This window comes from Rickettsia endosymbiont of Pantilius tunicatus, assembly GCF_964291875.1.
Lineage (GTDB): Bacteria > Pseudomonadota > Alphaproteobacteria > Rickettsiales > Rickettsiaceae > Rickettsia.
Genome location: NZ_OZ198175.1, coordinates 689,167 through 704,772, shown reverse-complemented (window position 1 = coordinate 704,772; position 15,606 = coordinate 689,167). Strand labels below are relative to the sequence as shown.

Sequence of the window (15,606 nt, the reverse complement as noted above, 5' to 3'; positions counted from 1 at the left end):
GACAAAGCAATCTTAAAAAGTCTGACGAGATTGCCACGCCACTTTCAAAGGCTCGCAATGACATTAAAAAGAACCAAAAATATATATTTAATAATGACTAACATAAAACATTTAGCAATAATAATGGATGGTAATGCACGCTGGGCAGCTACGCATGACTTACCTAAATCTGAGGGACATAGAGCCGGAGCTGATAAAGTTCATGAATTATTACCGGAATTTATTAACCTTAAAATACCATATGTTACGCTATATACTTTCTCTTCTGAAAATTGGCAACGCTCAACTACAGAAATATCTTTTTTAATGAAGTTATTAAATATTTATTTAAAAAAAGAGCTAGATAATTTACATAGAAATGGCATTAAAATAAAAGTAATAGGTAGGCTTAATTTATTAAGCGACTCATTGCAAAAACAAATAAATAATGCTATAGAATTAACGAAAGATAATAACAAATTAACTCTTTGTATAGCTTTTAGCTATGGTAGCCGTCAAGAAATCATAGATGCTTGCACTAAAATTATTGCAAGTGGTAAAACAGAAATTCTTGAGAGCGATATACAGAATGCGTTATATGATCCAGAAATGCCGGATGTAGATTTATTAATAAGACCTGGCGGTGTTTTCCGGATTAGTAATTTCTTGCTTTGGCAAGCAGCTTATGCTGAGCTATATTTTTCTCAAAAATATTGGCCTGATTTTAATAAAGAAGACATAATAAACGCTATAGATGATTATTCAAAAAGGAAAAGAACGTTTGGCAAAAGATAAACAAAAATCAAATTTATATTTAAGAGTACTGTCCGGTATAGTATTAGTACCATCATTTGTGGTAGCTATCTTATGGCTTAAACCTTTATTCTATATTTTAATGGTATTAGTGGCTATAGGAATGCTTAGCGAATGGTATGACATGACCTATTCTTCTACTATATATCTAATAATAGGGTTAATTATTATCCCAATTCCCATAAGCTTATTAATATTCTTAAGTAGCAATCCTATAAATAACTGGCTTATTATGCTTTATTTTTGCATAATTTGGTCGGTAGATACATTTGCAATGATTGGCGGCAAAGCTTTTGGCGGTACAAAGCTTGCTCCAAAAATTAGCCCTAAAAAAACTTGGAGCGGCTTAATTACAGGAATATTATCGGCAGGCTTAGTTACAATCTTAATTAGTTTTATACCAGGTTTTTATATTGAAAATTACTATTTCTCAAATAGGATTTATTTGTTTATAATTAGTTGCACGCTAGCTTTAATAGCTCAGCTAAGTGATTTATTTATTTCATATTTTAAACGAAAGTTTAATATTAAAGATAGCGGCAATATTATACCAGGTCATGGAGGAGTATTGGATAGATTTGACAGTATAATTTTAACTGCTCCAGTAATATTTTCTATAAATGGATTATATTTATGAGTATTTTTAATTCAATACTTTCAAATAATCATACAAAAAAAATAATTTTAAATATCTTTCTAGCATTGCTGCTAGGATATTTTGTTTTTCACTGCATTTACGGCAATAAAGGAGTTATTGCCTATTTAAAAGTAAATAGAAAGCTTGAAAAAGCCTATGATGAACTGAAATTATTGCGAGCTGAGCGAGTAGAACTTGAACATAACGTTAAACTACTTAGAACCGAATCGTTAGACAAAGATATGCTAGATGAGCAAGCACGCAAAGTTTTAGGTATAGCAGCTCCAAACGAACAAGTATTTAATACCAATAGCAAACCATAGGCTTATCACAGAACTTAAAATTTAACCAAAGAATATATTATGACTATTACACTTTACCAAAACGATTTACCTGATGATTTTGATTTAGAAGGCGATTTAGCGATAGATACCGAAACGATGGGGTTAAATTTATATAGAGATAAACTTTGTCTGCTACAATTTAGTAACGGAAATGGTGATGCTCACCTTGTGCATTTTCTAGATCAAAACTATAATGCTCCTAACCTAAAAAATTTATTAAGTGATGAAGAACGTTGCAAGATATTTCATTTCGCAAGATTTGATTTAGCAGCGATAAAAAAATATTTGGGAGTTGATTTAGAGAATATCTTTTGTACTAAAATATCTTCAAAGCTAGTTAGAACTTATACTGAAAGCCATGGGCTTAAGGATATATGTAGAGAATTGTTAGGAGTAAATATTTCCAAACAACAACAATCTTCTTATTGGGGTGCTGATAATTTATCTTCCGACCAACAAGAATATGCTGCTAAAGATGTGCTTTATTTGCATAAGTTAAGAGAGCATTTAATAGCAATGTTAATTAAAGAAAATAGATTTGAACTTGCTCAAGACATCTTTAAATTTCTACCGATCAGAGCCAATTTAGATTTAGTCGGCTGGGATGAAGTTGATATTTTTACGCATTGAATTTTTTAATGCTATAAAACGTTATTGTGAAGAGAAACTGGTCTTGTTGCATGGCTCCCGATGTCATCCCTGCATGAGGATTGCCTGCGTGAATTGAGAGTCGTCAAGAGCTATGCGATTACAAGGAGCGTGGCAATGACGAGAAAATAATCCACGCGGGCAATGCCTATGCGGGGATGACATTGTACGTGTTTTTTGAGCCATGTAACACGCCGGAGAAACTGTAAGTTTTGTACGTGTGCAATCTCAGGAGTTTGCTTTATGAGATTTCTACACTCTACTTAAGTTTTAAGCTCACTTACAATGACATTAAACTTATACATAACCAAGATCAACGCCGGTAAGTGGCAGGTAAGTATCAGTATCTTCGTTATATTGATATGTTTTACCATTATGCTCTACGAATTCATTATTTAATTTATTACTATCGGGCGGATAAATTTCATCAAGATCATATGTTTTTTCTTTCACCTTTACAATATTCCCGAATTTTAAAGATATCACATATGGAAAATAGTACACCACAAACCATTACTACCATTTGTGTACCAAATGATGCTAATCCAGAAGTAGTAGCTAGGTCACTATTTGGCATAACAAGCCTATCAGGATTATTTTCATCTATCCATCCACTACTTATTCCCGCACCTTGTACTACTATTGCTGAATTTGGAAATAAATCACTTCTTAAATTACTACTAGAACAAGCACTTGTCGTATTAAAGCCTCTAAGAACAGCAGTGCTACCCTCTTTTATTACATTGCCAACAACATTATATGACGTCCCCCAGAAATTTACTGTTCCATTTGAAAATATTTCAAAAGGTCCATCAAATACAAAGCTTATTCTACTACCGTCTTTTATTACTTCATCAATACTATGTTTACTATCATCCGGACAAGATCTTAATAATTTGCTTCCCCAATTAACAACATTATAAGCTACACCTTGGGTACATTTGCCAAACTCTATCAACATATTTGTAGTTTGAGTGGTCATTAAACTAGGATAAGGTAAAGCAGCTATTAATTTTCCTCCAATAGTATGTACCGGAGGCAGTGGATCGTGAGGACCGGTTCTTAAATCTTTAGGAAGAGTAGCTATACATTTAAAATCGGACATAATTAACCTATTTATTTATTATTTACATTGAATTATTTATTCAAAAAATATTAATATCTGTTAATCAATTAGTTAATAATTATTAATGAGTTTTTTATTTTTATGTTGTGATAAATAAGATATATTAATAATTTATTTTAATTCAGAAATCTTATAATGCCTAGAATACCTATCGATAATATTATCGTATTCTTATATCTAATATCAATTTTAGCCGTAGGTATTTATTACCGAGCTAAAAATAGTAGCTTTAAAAACTATGCAAATGTAGAGAGTAAGGTTCAGAATAGCAAATTACTGTTAATAGCTACCATATTTGCAAGTTCTGTAGGAGGAGCTACTACTTTCGGTATTACAGAAAAAGCTTTTTTAGGACATGCATATTATGCTTACGCTTTAATACTTACTATCCCGATAGATATCATAATCGCTATTTATATAGTACCGCTAATTGCAAAGCATCATGGAGCAGAAAGCATAGGCGATATAATGAGTATATACTACGGCAATATAGGTCGCTTCATTGGCGGGATTAGTTCCGTAATTGTATCGGTTGGATTTTTAGCAGCTCAAATAAGTGTCAGCGGTTATATTTTTCAGTATATTCTAGAGATAAACTATATAGAAGGAGTAATATTAAGCTATAGTATAGTACTTATTTATACAACAATCGGTGGTTTACAATCTATTGTTTTTACCAATATATTGCAATTTTTTGCTATGATAATTGCGATACCTGTTGTTACTTTTACAGGATTAAATAAAGTTGGTTCTATAAGTTTTATAGGTGATTTGATTGTTGAAACTAATCAATCTAACTTATTTTCTTATATAATCGCTGCTGCTTTAAGCTTTAGTATGATGAATCTATATCCTACTTTTATTCAAAGAGCTTTGATTAATAAAAACCCTACTCAAACAACTAAAGCAATATATACAAAATCGGTTATATATTTATTCTTTTTAATTTGCGTTACTTTAAATGGTTTAATTGCTTATAAACTTTATCCAGAGCAACCATCAAGCTTAGTATTACCCTATCTAATCAATCAAATAATTCCGCCTTTAATTCAAGGTATAGTGATAAGTGGGCTACTTGCTGCTGTTATGTCTACCGCGGATTCTGACTTAAATGTTACTTCTATAGCTATTGTTAAAGATATAATTAACCCGATTCTAAAGGTAAAAAACGGGCAAAAACTATTATTAATTGCACGAATTATTAATGTAGTAATAGGAAGCCTTGCTATAATTGCTGCTCTAAAATTTAGCAACGTAATAGATTTAGTAGTATTCTTTACCGGCTTTTGGGGACCTGTAATATTAGTACCGCTAGTAACAATGCTTTTTAGCATTAGAGTACCAACACAAATAATGGTTTTATCATCACTAAGTGGAGCAGCAACTTTTCTACTTTGGGAATATTACTCTCTATCACTACAATATTTTAACCTCAGGGGAGTATTTATAGGAACAATAATAAGCTGTCTGATATTTATGCTAGCTATAGTGAAAATAAAAGTAATTAAAAAGCAAAATAAGTTTTAAAGTTAAATAGTATAAATTAATAAAAATTTTTCATTTTAAGGAAGGTTATATGACTAAAAAGCAAGTAGGAATTACAAAACCAATAATGGTAGTCCAAGATTTAATAAACAATTTAGTTCCAGAACTACAACCCAAGCTTAATTTTGTTAACAAGCTTTATGGTAAAATTAGAGAACAGCTAAAAAATGGACAGCTTAATAATATAGATGATATTAGAAAAGCAGCAGATCAATTAGAAGATAAGAATCTTATAAAAGAAGAAGATCTAAATGTTATGTATAATAGAATTATAGATCATTCAAAACTTATTTCAATACAAAATGATAATATATCTCAAAATCTTACAGGAAAATCAGAAGAAACAATAAAATTAGAAAAAACCTTAAGCTGTGATGGAAAATTTTCAGTAAACGTAAATCAAAAACAACTTAGTCATGCTGGAACGTTTTCTATCTTATCTGTGCTGCCATTTGTTAAAGAGGATGAAAATTTGTTGTTATCATATTTTGAACATACAACAGAAATAATTGCAACTATGAAACTAGTAAATGCTCGTATAGTATCACAAATAAATAACCCTAAAGCAGTTGAAAGTGTAACAACTTTTGGTACAACAAGTTTTTTAGCTATGGCAACAACGCACACAATAGACAATACTGAAAATATTTGTTTATTTTCAGATCCTGTAACTACAGCTAGTGTATTAAAAAATGATCCCAGTTTACAATCACAATTGAACGAAGAAGAAATAAAAATATTATTAACATTAGTTGAAAGTGAAGCTAAAAAAGTTCCTAATATTGAAAGAGGTAAGCAAATATTTCAAGAAATTATCAAAAGTAAAATGCAAAGCTCTTCTCCTGATGATCAAGAATGGTATAACGAATATTTAGCTGCATTAGACATCTCTAGTGACATGTCACACTTAAATCAAAATCCAATAGAAATAATAAAAAAGTAATATATTCTGCCGATCTTTTACATAAAAACGGGGTAGAAACAAAAAATCTTTTAGTAAATCTTAAGAATACTCTTGAGCTTATAAGTACCGATTTGGAAAACACAAATCACTTAAATGATAATCAAATTAATGTACTACCTACAGAAGAGATTAATATAGATATAAAAGATAATATACCTACCTCTAATCAAGAACCTGAGATAGTAGAGTTATCTGGTGCTAATTATGATGCAAGTTAAAAAAGATACCAATTCGGCTCTGTTCTAAAATTTGTGTAAATTCTAGAATATCCTATTAAATTCTTTGGTCAAATTTTATTAAAAAATGAGTCATAGCTTCTCCCCAATTTTGGATTGGCATGCTCCATTTTCTCGTAATATAGTTAATTGTCAAGTAAAGAGTCTTAAAAACAGAATCATCATTTGGAAAAACTCGTTTATTATGCAGATATTGCCCCACTCATGCCGGTAAGGTTATCACTACAAGCAATTAAAATATTTTTAAGTCCCCTATTCTTCATGTAAGTAAAAATTAGCAAGCCAGAACTTTGCCCCCTCCTTCTCGCTAATCCATAACCCTAAAATATCTTTTTTCTCTTGTAAATCAATACCTAATGCAACATATACGGACTTATTAATTATTCGCTTATCTTATCTAACCTTAACTATTAACTCATCAAAATATACTATAGCATAAACTCATTCTAAAGGATGATTCTGCCAACTCCTTACCTTATCTGTATTTTTATCTATTAATAATTCTACTGCTTGTTTAAGCTTTTCTTCATTCGTGTTTTGCACACTCACTCCTTTAAATTATATTTATTTTCTTTCTTTATATAATCTATTCTGAATTTACACAAATTTTACAACAGAGATACCAATTTTGATTTTGGAGTCGAGTCAATTATTTTATTCTGACGACTCCAGTTTAATATAATACCTTGTAAATTTAAGGTCGCCGGTTTTAATAAATGCTTGCATCTCTACCAATTCTTGTAGATCTCTTGTGGCAGTGGCTTTAGAGGTTTTGGTGATGTTTAGATAATTTTTAGCACTTAAACCACCTTTAAAGCCCTCTACTCCCTCTTCAAAAATTCTTTTAATTACTTTTTCTTGTCTTGTGTTTAAGATATCTTTAAACTTATCATAAAATTTCGTTTTATTTATTAAAAACTCAATATTACATAAAGTATAATCCTGAGCTTTAATTATTGTTTCAACAAAATATAATATCCAGTCAGTAATTTCTAAACTTTTATTGTTATTTTCTAGAGCATTATAATATAACTTTTTTTCCTGATTTATTACGTGTGATAGAGCTATTAATATCGGCTGTCCTATATTTTGACATAGCATTTTTATAGTTATAACTCTACCTATTCTTCCATTACCATCTTCAAACGGATGTATAGACTCAAAATAAAGATGGGCAATAGCAGCTTTAGTAAGCGGAGTAATAGAATCTGTAATATTATTATACCATTCTATAAATCTATCCATTTCTTTTGGTATAATATCAGATGGCGGTGCCTCAAAATGTACTATTGGCTCATGATATTTGCCTGAAACCACCTGCATCGGCTCTAGGTGGGTGCGATATTTTCCTATAGCATCTAAATCTTTTCTACCATTCATTAGCATCTCATGCCAACGAAATAAACAGTCATGGCTTAAAGGCTGGTCATATGAATAATACATATCGGCAAGCAATTCTGAGATACCGTTTTCCGCAGGCGAAGCTTTTCTATTATCCTTTGCTATATTAAAATACCGCTTTATAGAAGATTGCAAGCTGTCTCTATTTAGATATTCCCCTTCAATTTCAGAACTATTTAATGCTTCATCACTTGCAAGCATAACAACTAAATTATCTTTATCCGATTTCGAGAGATATTTAGCTGCTCCTAAAAGAATACCGCTATTATTAATAAAACGTTTTTCCAAATCTAGAATATTTTTCTGATCATATTTAAAATTAGACCAATCTTTATGCTGCCAATTCCATATCATGAGCTATAAATGTTTATTTTATAGCTCATATTATAGCATATTTTGAGTTATAAAATAAGTTTTTTATTAATCACACAAAAAATTTTTCATTTAACACCTTACTCAACTTATAATTGTTATTATAATGCATTTTTAAATTTAAGCGGTTATGATATTAAGGCTATATTGTTGTCTCACGTTTATTATAATTGTTTTTGATATCAGCATAGCACATGCCTCCGCATGGTTGTTAGAGCAAGGCAGATATAGATATGTTGTAGGTGGAAATAAAATTAATAAACTTTCAAAAAATGAAAAAAAGCAAAGAGAAGAACAGGTTTTATATATAAATAAGAGAATAATGCATCTTAGACAGTATCTTGAAGAGGTGAAAAATCAACCTAATCTTCAAGCAAAAATTCTACGACAAATAAAAAAATCAGAGCAGCAAATTGTGGAGTTATTATCTTATCAAGATGCACATTTTGCAAATAGCTGTATAGAATATGGTATAGCTTAATGCGATAAGATAGTGACTTAGAGTATGAGTTAGATTATACTAAATGAAAAACTTATGGCAAAGGCATATTCATACGATTTAAGAATACGAGTAATAAAAAGTTTAACAGATGGTAAAACAATAAAAGAGACTTCTGAGATATACTCTATTAGTAGGAAGACTATAATAGAATGGAAAAAATTAAAGAAACAAACCGGCGATATCAAAGCAAAAAGTGGTTATCATACAGGACATCGTAGAATAATAAGAGACATAGAGGGATTTAAAAAATTTATAGAATTAAATTTTGATAAAACCACCATGGAACTAGCTAACAACTGGAGTCAAAAAGTATCTGCAAGTACGATATCAAGATTGCTTAATAAATTAGGTTATAGTTATAAAAAAAACTTTTCTTCATCCCAAAAGAGATGTTGGTCTAAGGAATGAGTTTATATTGAAACTAAAAACTATAGACAAACAAGATTTAGTATTTATCGATGAATCTGGGATAGAAGATAATAGCTGTAGAGAACACGGGTGGAGCATTATCGGTCAAAGATGTTATGGTGAAAGGGTCTATCAACATAAATCACGGATTAGTATGATTGCTGGGGTGTCTGCCAAAGATATTATTGCCCCAATAATATTTGATGGGACATGTAATAAGGACATTTTTGAAACTTATGTACAAGAGATATTGATTAAAGAGTTAAAGCCTGGTCAGATAGTAGTAATGGATAATATTAATTTTCATAAAAGTACAAAAGTGAAAACGTTAATTGAATCTGTTGGTTGCAGTATTTTATTTTTACCAACTTACTCTCCTGATTTAAATCCTATTGAGCATTACTGGTTTAAAATCAAGAACGAAATAAGAAAAACTGTTTCTAATTTTGAGCACTTTTTTGATGCGGTTTACTATGCTCTTGAAAAAGTCACTACCTTATCGCATTAAGCTATATAACTGATAACCAGAATATAGGTATGAATTTCTTGCATAAAAAAGATAAATTTATAAATAAAAAAAATGCCAGCCTAGAGGCTGCTATTTATTACAAGTTTAAATTATTTGGATATCATGATTTTGTTATTTCAGCTCAACCTAAAATCTTGATGGTTAGCAATAAAAAGCAGAAAGAGAGTTTTTTAGGAGAAATATCTTTATTAACAGGAATGTCTAAAAACATCTATTCCGTTACTATATTTAGCCAAAATGCAATTAGCTTTGGGCATTCTATAAATAATACTGGCTATAAGAAGATGTATTATAATTTCTCTATTTGTGAGGGCATTAAATTTAGCAACGGAATAATGCTTACAAGTTTTACAAAATATCACACTAGAAAAAATTATGGCTCTATATATGATAACTCTGTTTATAAGCAATTAGGAGTTGTAAAAATAATTAATTTAGGAAAAGAAAGCAATAATTCATTAACAGCTCAAATAGGTTATTTTTGGGATCGCAGCCTTTCAAACAAAAAATATAAAATATCAGGTATAAGCTTTTCAGCATGGTTAGATGTATAGACGAAGATAAAATTTTGCAGCTAATTAAAGATAGTAAGCGGTTAGCTGACTTAAATACTATTATCAAAGAGGATGTAATTGACAATGAATTAATGATTAATATGCTTTATGAAAACAAGATGTTACCAATAATAAATAATATTTCTTGTATTAAAATTTATAATTATTTTGATGCTCAAGAATATATAATGCAAGAATATTTTATTTACGAAGATGAAGCAGGAAATAAAATTACTGCCATAAATGATTTAAAATTGCTATTTGATGAAAAGAATAACTTTTCTTCTATAGCCCTAATTAAGAAATATTATTTTTATAAGTCATTAGAGCAGAACTTTGCTCATTTAAATAGTATTAAAGCTAAATATGCTCTTGAATTTAAAGTTGGACCAATTACTGCTAAAAATATTAATTATGCAAATAAGGTAATAATATTTTTTGTTGTGTTTATAATGATACTGACTTATGTACCGATTTTATTTCATATTGCTAATAATATAAGCTACTTTTTGCAGAACGTTTTAAAATCACTTTTATTTTTGAAAGCAACAAGAAACTATAAGCTATTAGAAGTAAAACAGATAGGAAATAATATAGAAGAGCTACCAATTTATACAATTTAAGTACCATTATATAAAGAGTTAAGTAAACTAAACAACCCTCAGCTATAAGCTGAGGGGTTATAAAGTGGAATCGATTAGAAATCGATCATCATTCACAGGTTCACCTTCCTGTTCATCAATATAGTGCTGTATCATTTCATCAGTTATATTACCTGAACTGACTGCCATATAGCCCCTAGCCCACAAATGATTGCCCCAAAATTGTTTTCGTAAATGAGTAAATTCTTGCAATAAAATTCTTGAGCTAATGCCTTTTAAATACTGTACTAACTTGCTAAGAGATATTTGCGGCTTATATGAGATAAACATATGTACGTGATCACATGATATTTTCCCTGAAATTATATGTACTTCATGTTCCATACAAATCTGCCTCAGTAAATCTCTAGTCCTTTCCGATACTTTGCCTATCAATATTCTCTTCCTATATTTTGGTATCCATATAAGATACACTTTTAAATCATACTGACTATGACTATTCTTTCTATAACTTCTCATATTTCTTGATATAAATTCATTGCTAAAGCAATTTCATTATATCTTCCCTTCGCCTAAAGGCGAGGGATTTTTGATCCCCGAAGGGGGACATTAAGATCAATAATCAAAAATATTTCATTAATTAATTACCCTGATAGTAAATTAGATGTCAAAATAATTATTGAAGATGATGATTATTTAATGATTAAAGAAATAGCTTTATATAATTTACCTGCATATTTTCATGAGATACTATGGTAAATTAAGTTGAAGTTTGCGTATTAAAGAATTGAATTAAAGCATTATATAATTGATCAAATTGAGTAATTGTAGCTTTAATCCATCGCTTCATATTGGCCCAAAATTTCTCTATTGGATTTAGATCAGGGGAGTAAGGTGGTAAGAATATTATCCTACAACCTACTGATTCTATTAGTTCTTTGGTCCTTTGAGACTTATGGAAAGCAGCGTTATCCATCACTACAACTTGTCCAGGTTTTAGCTCTTTTATTAAAAATTCTCCAACCCAACTTTCAAATAATTGTCTATTACATGTTCCATTAAATATCATCGGTGCTATACACTCTTTATTAACATAACCAGCTATGATATTTGTTCTGTTGTAATATTTACCGCTTTTTTTACCAATAAGTTTTTCGCTTTTTTTGCCCCATCCTCTATCTTTGCAGATATTTATCTCAATACCACTTTCATCAATATATACAAGATGTTCTATTGGTGTATCTTTTATGACCTCTTGGTACTTATCTCGCTTTTCTTGACTTGCTTCCAAGTAGGAAAAGTCTTTTTTTTATAGCTAAAACCTAGTTGCTTTAACCAATAATACGCACCCACAGAACTCATATTAAAATACGTACCCATTTCTAATAATGTGAAATTAGGATTAGAACTCACGTACAACTCAACATCTTGACTTGTTACCCGTCCTTTTTTGCCTCCTATTCTTCTTGCTAAATAATGTCCTTCGGACTTATATCTCTTATACCAATTCCTTACTGTGTTTGCTGCTATTTCAAATCTTATCGCAGTGCTATTGCAGCTATTACCTCTTTCTACATATCCTATAACTCTTTTTCTAAAATCTTGACTATATGATCTTGGCATTTTCCTTTATATATATCATCCCTATACTCAAACCTCAACTTAATTTACTATAGTACCGCAAAGCTTTCCTAGAACTAAACCGAAAGCCCTTAATTATGCTTTAGAATATTCACGAGGTGAGTATGTAGTTGTTTATGATGCTGAAGATAAGCCTGAACCAGATCAGCTATTTAAAGTTTTAACAATGTTTAAGAGTTTACCACCCGACTTTGTTTGTTTGCAAGCCAAGCTCAATTTTTATAATAAAAACGAAAACATTTTGACCAAAATGTTTAATCTAGAATATAGCTTATGGTTTGAACATATTTTAAAAGGGTTAAGTTTACTCAAGCTCCCTACCCCACTTGGCGGTACAAGCAATCATTTTAAAGCAGAGACATTACGTAAGTTGGGTGGCTGGGATGCTCATAATGTAACCAAAGATGCTGAAATTGGGTTAAGGATTTACTCGCAAAATTATAAGGTAGCCATTCTTGATTCATATACTTTAGAAGAAGCACCGAATAGTTTAGGTAATTGGTTGAATCAAAGATCACGCTGGATCAAAGGTTTTTTGCAAACATTTTTTGTATTTATAGCACAAAAGGATAAGTATAAAAAACTTACTTTGTTACAAATAATAACTATTTATATTTTCATTGGACTATCAACTTATAATTTCTGGTGTTTACCTTTTATAATATTTTCCATTATTATAAATAAAAACTCTATAATTGATTATTTATGGCTAGTTAATAGCATTTTTTCTCTCTTATATTTATATGGAACTGTTATTTATATATTAAAAAATTCTTTAAAAGCTAGAGAAATAAAGTTTCAGGATTTAATAGCATTAGTTTTGAGGGCTGGCTATTTTATATTACATACTATAGCCTCATACAAAGCAGTTTTCGAAATCATTTTTTGTCCGTTTAAATGGAACAAAACAAAACATGGCGTGAGTTTAGAAAATTTTGAGCAATAAGTTTATTGTATCATTAATTATTTTAAAGGGATAAAAGGGGAATTCATTACCTCAAAAACAATATCACAATGTAATAATACATACTCTTTTAGATTCTCTCAAAAATATCGTGGCACTGTACCGCAAATACTTTAAAACTTGGAAATCAAATAAGTATTATTTCACCTTACAAATTCTTATACTTTAACTCCTATAACTTCTAATACTGCTTTATAGATTATTTGCATAGTGTTAGTATTACAACTAGTTAGAGGTCCTAAAATTAAGCGTTTATTATCTATACTACGTATTTGGTCTATTAAAAGGTCTGAATCTTTTTCTAATTTATTATGAGCCTTAATACGGATTCGTAAAGGAAAAGCATTATCTATTAAATTAGTTGTCAGTGGGATGATTAAGGTAGACGGATGATTTGCATCTAATAATACTTGATCTTGAATAATCAATACAGGTCTTGTTTTACCAGGTTCACTACCGATTCTAGGATTTAAATCGGCAAGCCAAATTTCTCCGAGATTAATTTTCAGGGTCATGTTCAATATTAGAAAATTCAGAATTTATTTTTATACTTTCCTTGCGGGTACGCATACTAGCTGCAAATAACTTTTCCCTACGTTCTTGCTCATATAAGCTTTTATTCATGTTTTCAATAGATTTTCTAATATACTGACTACGTGAAATATGAAGTTTTCTAGCCCTCTTAGTTACTTCTTCTGCTAAGTCATCGGGTAATCTTACAGTAAGTGCGGACATATGCTTTAAATATTACAATTATAGTTACACTAATGTAGTATAATTTGTAATATAATTTATGTCAAGTCATCCTTTTTATCAATCACCTATTAGGTGCTTAAGCAAATTATTATATACTCTTTGCAAATAACCGATATAGAGAATATATGATAAAAAATTATTGGAAAAAGTTTTGGGATAGTAATGTTACTAAATCACAGCATTTTATCGAGTTAAGTGACATTGCTTATGGTAATGCAAAGAAAATTAGAGTAGGAATTGATGCTTATCGTGAAAATGTTATAGTATATAGATGTGTCAACCTAATTGCTCAATCAGCCGGGCATGTTCCTTGGAAAGTACTAAAAAGTAAAAGTGGTGAAGTAATCTCAAATCATCCCTTAAATAATTTACTCAAAAGACCAAACCCCGAAAAAGCTGGAGCTGATTTTTCAGCGAATTAATATCTAGTATGTTATTGTTTGGTAATAGTTACATTTTATCGACATCAAACTTTAAACCTAAAGAGATTTATTTACTACCAGCTAGTGCAACTGAAGTAGTATTAGACCAGAATGTTTTAGTTGCATATAAATATCAAAGTGCAAGCGGTGATAAATTATATAGAATAGATCCTATTTCTAAAATAAGCAGAGTTTTGCATTTAAAAAACTACCATCCCCTAAATCAACATTATGGCTTATCATGCTTAGAAGCAGCTTCACTTCCTATTGATTTACATCAACAATCCTCTTACTGGAATCATTCATTATTACAATTACAAAATGGTGCTAGACCATCTGGAGCATTAATAGTGAAAGATAGTAATGGCTACCTTAGTGATGAGCAGTTTGAACGACTACAAACGCAATTATCAGGAAAATTTACCGGTAGTACTAACGCTGGTAAGCCTTTGTTGCTCGAGGGTGGGCTTGGTTGGCAGGAGATGAGTATTAACCCAAAAGATATGGACTTTATTCAGTCTAAAAATTCTGCCGCAAGAGAAATAGCCCTAGCATTTGGAGTACCGCCGCAATTACTTGGTATTAACGGCGATAATACCTATAGTAATATGCAAGAAGCAAGACTTGCTTTATGGGAGGAAACCTTAATCCCGTTACTTGATAAAATGGCTGATAATATAAGCAATTGGTTTTCTTATCTATTTAATGAAGAAATTACCATTGATTTTGATTCTGATAGTATATCCGCTTTAACCGAAAAACGTGAAAATCTTTGGGCTAAAATTTCTAATGCTAATTTCATGACTTTAAACGAAAAAAGAGCACTTGTCGGGCTACAAAGAATAAAAGGAGGTGATAATTTATGATTAAAGACACTACAGATACTTTAAATAATTTATATAATTTCACTACTAAGCTTATTCTTTTACTTGAAGATGAGCTAGAGTACCTTACTTTAAATAAAAGTGAAAATAATTTAGCTGATACTAAAAATATTGCAGAAATATTAAATAAATTAGTTAACCTACTAATACAATTAAATAAATTGCCTAATAATCAAATAACATTTGAAACTTCAAAAATAGATGAAAAGGATAAAATGATTATAGATAATTTCTTGAAAAATTATAATTTAAAGTCGAATTTTTAGAATGTAAAGATAT

At 30.1% G+C, this 15,606-nt stretch carries 22 protein-coding genes and 1 pseudogene; 14 read left to right on the top strand and 9 right to left on the bottom strand.

Annotation, left to right across the window (positions count from 1 at the left end):
* Window positions 1-93 precede the first annotated feature (93 nt).
* The 4 genes from uppS to ACICQC_RS04075 are packed head-to-tail and all read left to right on the top strand — an operon-like array spanning window position 94 to window position 2,403.
* Entirely contained in the window at window positions 94-774 is a 681-nt protein-coding gene (gene uppS, locus ACICQC_RS04090; RefSeq protein ID WP_395477639.1) for a polyprenyl diphosphate synthase, read from the top strand.
* Window positions 734-1,429 carry a phosphatidate cytidylyltransferase gene (locus ACICQC_RS04085; RefSeq protein ID WP_395477483.1) on the top strand — a complete coding sequence of 232 codons (696 nt, stop codon included), beginning with the start codon at window positions 734-736 and terminating at the stop codon, window positions 1,427-1,429. Before uppS ends, ACICQC_RS04085 begins: the two co-directional genes overlap by 41 nt.
* The gene (locus tag ACICQC_RS04080) at window positions 1,426-1,752 is read left to right on the top strand and encodes a septum formation initiator family protein (protein WP_395477482.1); all 327 of its coding nucleotides are present in this window, start codon (window positions 1,426-1,428) and stop codon (window positions 1,750-1,752) included. Before ACICQC_RS04085 ends, ACICQC_RS04080 begins: the two co-directional genes overlap by 4 nt.
* 39 nt (window positions 1,753-1,791) lie before the next feature.
* Window positions 1,792-2,403, top strand: a complete 612-nt coding sequence (locus tag ACICQC_RS04075) for a ribonuclease D (RefSeq protein WP_395477481.1) — start codon at window positions 1,792-1,794, stop codon at window positions 2,401-2,403.
* Window positions 2,404-2,718: 315 nt separating this feature from the next.
* On the opposite strand, the gene ACICQC_RS04070 is transcribed toward ACICQC_RS04075, so the two are convergent.
* Both ACICQC_RS04070 and ACICQC_RS04065 read right to left on the bottom strand, forming a co-directional pair.
* A complete protein-coding gene (locus ACICQC_RS04070) occupies window positions 2,719-2,874 on the bottom strand; it encodes a hypothetical protein (protein WP_395477480.1) in 156 nt (51 codons plus the stop codon).
* Window positions 2,855-3,526 carry a hypothetical protein gene (locus tag ACICQC_RS04065; RefSeq protein WP_395477479.1) on the bottom strand — a complete coding sequence of 224 codons (672 nt, stop codon included), beginning with the start codon at window positions 3,524-3,526 and terminating at the stop codon, window positions 2,855-2,857. The genes ACICQC_RS04070 and ACICQC_RS04065 overlap by 20 nt, the downstream gene beginning before the upstream one ends.
* A 156-nt stretch (window positions 3,527-3,682) precedes the next feature.
* Between ACICQC_RS04065 and ACICQC_RS04060 the strand changes: the two genes are divergently transcribed.
* The 3 genes from ACICQC_RS04060 (at window position 3,683) to ACICQC_RS04050 (ending at window position 6,274) form a co-directional block, all read left to right on the top strand.
* On the top strand, window positions 3,683-5,074 hold the full coding sequence (locus tag ACICQC_RS04060; RefSeq protein ID WP_395477478.1) for a sodium:solute symporter: 1,392 nt from the start codon (window positions 3,683-3,685) through the stop codon (window positions 5,072-5,074).
* 49 nt (window positions 5,075-5,123) lie between these two features.
* Entirely contained in the window at window positions 5,124-6,035 is a 912-nt protein-coding gene (locus ACICQC_RS04055) for a hypothetical protein (protein ID WP_395477477.1), read from the top strand.
* 92 nt (window positions 6,036-6,127) lie between these two features.
* Entirely contained in the window at window positions 6,128-6,274 is a 147-nt protein-coding gene (locus ACICQC_RS04050; RefSeq protein ID WP_395477476.1) for a hypothetical protein, read from the top strand.
* A 270-nt stretch (window positions 6,275-6,544) separates the two neighbouring features.
* Here ACICQC_RS04050 and ACICQC_RS04045 read toward each other — a convergent pair whose 3' ends face one another.
* Window positions 6,545-6,643, bottom strand: coding sequence for a hypothetical protein (locus ACICQC_RS04045; protein ID WP_395477638.1), 99 nt, complete (start codon window positions 6,641-6,643; stop codon window positions 6,545-6,547).
* Between the two features lie 303 nt (window positions 6,644-6,946).
* Entirely contained in the window at window positions 6,947-8,047 is a 1,101-nt protein-coding gene (locus ACICQC_RS04040) for a Fic family protein (protein ID WP_395477475.1), read from the bottom strand.
* 148 nt (window positions 8,048-8,195) lie between these two features.
* Between ACICQC_RS04040 and ACICQC_RS04035 the strand changes: the two genes are divergently transcribed.
* From ACICQC_RS04035 to ACICQC_RS04020, 4 genes are all read left to right on the top strand, one after another.
* Window positions 8,196-8,546 carry a hypothetical protein gene (locus ACICQC_RS04035; protein ID WP_395477474.1) on the top strand — a complete coding sequence of 117 codons (351 nt, stop codon included), beginning with the start codon at window positions 8,196-8,198 and terminating at the stop codon, window positions 8,544-8,546.
* A 54-nt stretch (window positions 8,547-8,600) separates the two neighbouring features.
* Window positions 8,601-9,483, top strand: a protein-coding gene (locus tag ACICQC_RS04030; RefSeq protein ID WP_395476242.1) for an IS630 family transposase whose coding sequence is annotated in 2 segments (ribosomal slippage) — window positions 8,601-8,927 and window positions 8,929-9,483 — 882 coding nt in all. Because the reading frame shifts where the segments join, the coding sequence is not laid out codon by codon here.
* Between the two features lie 38 nt (window positions 9,484-9,521).
* On the top strand, window positions 9,522-10,058 hold the full coding sequence (locus tag ACICQC_RS04025; RefSeq protein ID WP_395477473.1) for a hypothetical protein: 537 nt from the start codon (window positions 9,522-9,524) through the stop codon (window positions 10,056-10,058).
* Entirely contained in the window at window positions 10,043-10,681 is a 639-nt protein-coding gene (locus ACICQC_RS04020; protein WP_395477472.1) for a hypothetical protein, read from the top strand. The genes ACICQC_RS04025 and ACICQC_RS04020 overlap by 16 nt, the downstream gene beginning before the upstream one ends.
* Window positions 10,682-10,738: 57 nt before the next feature.
* Here the strand turns inward: ACICQC_RS04020 and tnpA are convergent, their stop codons facing one another.
* The 3 genes from tnpA to ACICQC_RS04005 all read right to left on the bottom strand — a co-directional run bounded on the left by tnpA (window position 10,739) and on the right by ACICQC_RS04005 (window position 12,283).
* The gene (gene tnpA / locus ACICQC_RS04015) at window positions 10,739-11,179 is read right to left on the bottom strand and encodes an IS200/IS605 family transposase (protein ID WP_395476231.1); all 441 of its coding nucleotides are present in this window, start codon (window positions 11,177-11,179) and stop codon (window positions 10,739-10,741) included.
* Window positions 11,180-11,420: 241 nt separating this feature from the next.
* Window positions 11,421-11,951 (bottom strand): IS630 family transposase, encoded by a 531-nt coding sequence (locus ACICQC_RS04010; RefSeq protein WP_395476342.1) that lies wholly within the window; start codon window positions 11,949-11,951, stop codon window positions 11,421-11,423.
* Window positions 11,906-12,283: an IS630 transposase-related protein gene (locus tag ACICQC_RS04005; protein ID WP_395476240.1), complete on the bottom strand. Its 378-nt coding sequence runs from the start codon at window positions 12,281-12,283 to the stop codon at window positions 11,906-11,908. The genes ACICQC_RS04010 and ACICQC_RS04005 overlap by 46 nt, the downstream gene beginning before the upstream one ends.
* Window positions 12,284-12,332: 49 nt before the next feature.
* Here ACICQC_RS04005 and ACICQC_RS04000 point away from each other — a divergent pair, with 49 nt between their 5' ends.
* Window positions 12,333-13,247 (top strand): glycosyltransferase family 2 protein, encoded by a 915-nt coding sequence (locus ACICQC_RS04000; RefSeq protein WP_395477637.1) that lies wholly within the window; start codon window positions 12,333-12,335, stop codon window positions 13,245-13,247.
* 176 nt (window positions 13,248-13,423) lie between these two features.
* Here ACICQC_RS04000 and ACICQC_RS03995 read toward each other — a convergent pair whose 3' ends face one another.
* Window positions 13,424-13,780 carry a type II toxin-antitoxin system PemK/MazF family toxin gene (locus ACICQC_RS03995; RefSeq protein ID WP_395477471.1) on the bottom strand — a complete coding sequence of 119 codons (357 nt, stop codon included), beginning with the start codon at window positions 13,778-13,780 and terminating at the stop codon, window positions 13,424-13,426.
* A complete protein-coding gene (locus tag ACICQC_RS03990) occupies window positions 13,764-14,000 on the bottom strand; it encodes a ribbon-helix-helix protein, CopG family (protein WP_395477470.1) in 237 nt (78 codons plus the stop codon). Before ACICQC_RS03990 ends, ACICQC_RS03995 begins: the two co-directional genes overlap by 17 nt.
* 146 nt (window positions 14,001-14,146) lie before the next feature.
* On the opposite strand from ACICQC_RS03990, the pseudogene ACICQC_RS03985 reads away from it, so the two are divergent.
* Window positions 14,147-15,309: pseudogene (locus ACICQC_RS03985) on the top strand (phage portal protein).
* Window positions 15,306-15,593, top strand: a complete 288-nt coding sequence (locus ACICQC_RS03980; RefSeq protein WP_395477469.1) for a hypothetical protein — start codon at window positions 15,306-15,308, stop codon at window positions 15,591-15,593. Before ACICQC_RS03985 ends, ACICQC_RS03980 begins: the two are co-directional and overlap by 4 nt.
* Window positions 15,594-15,606 lie beyond the last annotated feature (13 nt).

Coding starts and splice junctions, on each gene's coding strand:
- tnpA (WP_395476231.1), bottom strand. CDS start 11,179: ATGAGAAGTTATAGAAAGAATAGTCATAGTCAGTATGATTTAAAAGTG.
- ACICQC_RS04060 (WP_395477478.1), top strand. CDS start 3,683: ATGCCTAGAATACCTATCGATAATATTATCGTATTCTTATATCTAATA.
- ACICQC_RS04085 (WP_395477483.1), top strand. CDS start 734: ATGATTATTCAAAAAGGAAAAGAACGTTTGGCAAAAGATAAACAAAAA.
- ACICQC_RS04065 (WP_395477479.1), bottom strand. CDS start 3,526: ATGTCCGATTTTAAATGTATAGCTACTCTTCCTAAAGATTTAAGAACC.
- ACICQC_RS04055 (WP_395477477.1), top strand. CDS start 5,124: ATGACTAAAAAGCAAGTAGGAATTACAAAACCAATAATGGTAGTCCAA.
- ACICQC_RS03980 (WP_395477469.1), top strand. CDS start 15,306: ATGATTAAAGACACTACAGATACTTTAAATAATTTATATAATTTCACT.
- ACICQC_RS04020 (WP_395477472.1), top strand. CDS start 10,043: ATGGTTAGATGTATAGACGAAGATAAAATTTTGCAGCTAATTAAAGAT.
- ACICQC_RS04040 (WP_395477475.1), bottom strand. CDS start 8,047: ATGATATGGAATTGGCAGCATAAAGATTGGTCTAATTTTAAATATGAT.
- ACICQC_RS04075 (WP_395477481.1), top strand. CDS start 1,792: ATGACTATTACACTTTACCAAAACGATTTACCTGATGATTTTGATTTA.
- uppS (WP_395477639.1), top strand. CDS start 94: ATGACTAACATAAAACATTTAGCAATAATAATGGATGGTAATGCACGC.
- ACICQC_RS04005 (WP_395476240.1), bottom strand. CDS start 12,283: ATGCCAAGATCATATAGTCAAGATTTTAGAAAAAGAGTTATAGGATAT.
- ACICQC_RS03990 (WP_395477470.1), bottom strand. CDS start 14,000: ATGTCCGCACTTACTGTAAGATTACCCGATGACTTAGCAGAAGAAGTA.
- ACICQC_RS03995 (WP_395477471.1), bottom strand. CDS start 13,780: ATGACCCTGAAAATTAATCTCGGAGAAATTTGGCTTGCCGATTTAAAT.
- ACICQC_RS04035 (WP_395477474.1), top strand. CDS start 8,196: ATGATATTAAGGCTATATTGTTGTCTCACGTTTATTATAATTGTTTTT.
- ACICQC_RS04080 (WP_395477482.1), top strand. CDS start 1,426: ATGAGTATTTTTAATTCAATACTTTCAAATAATCATACAAAAAAAATA.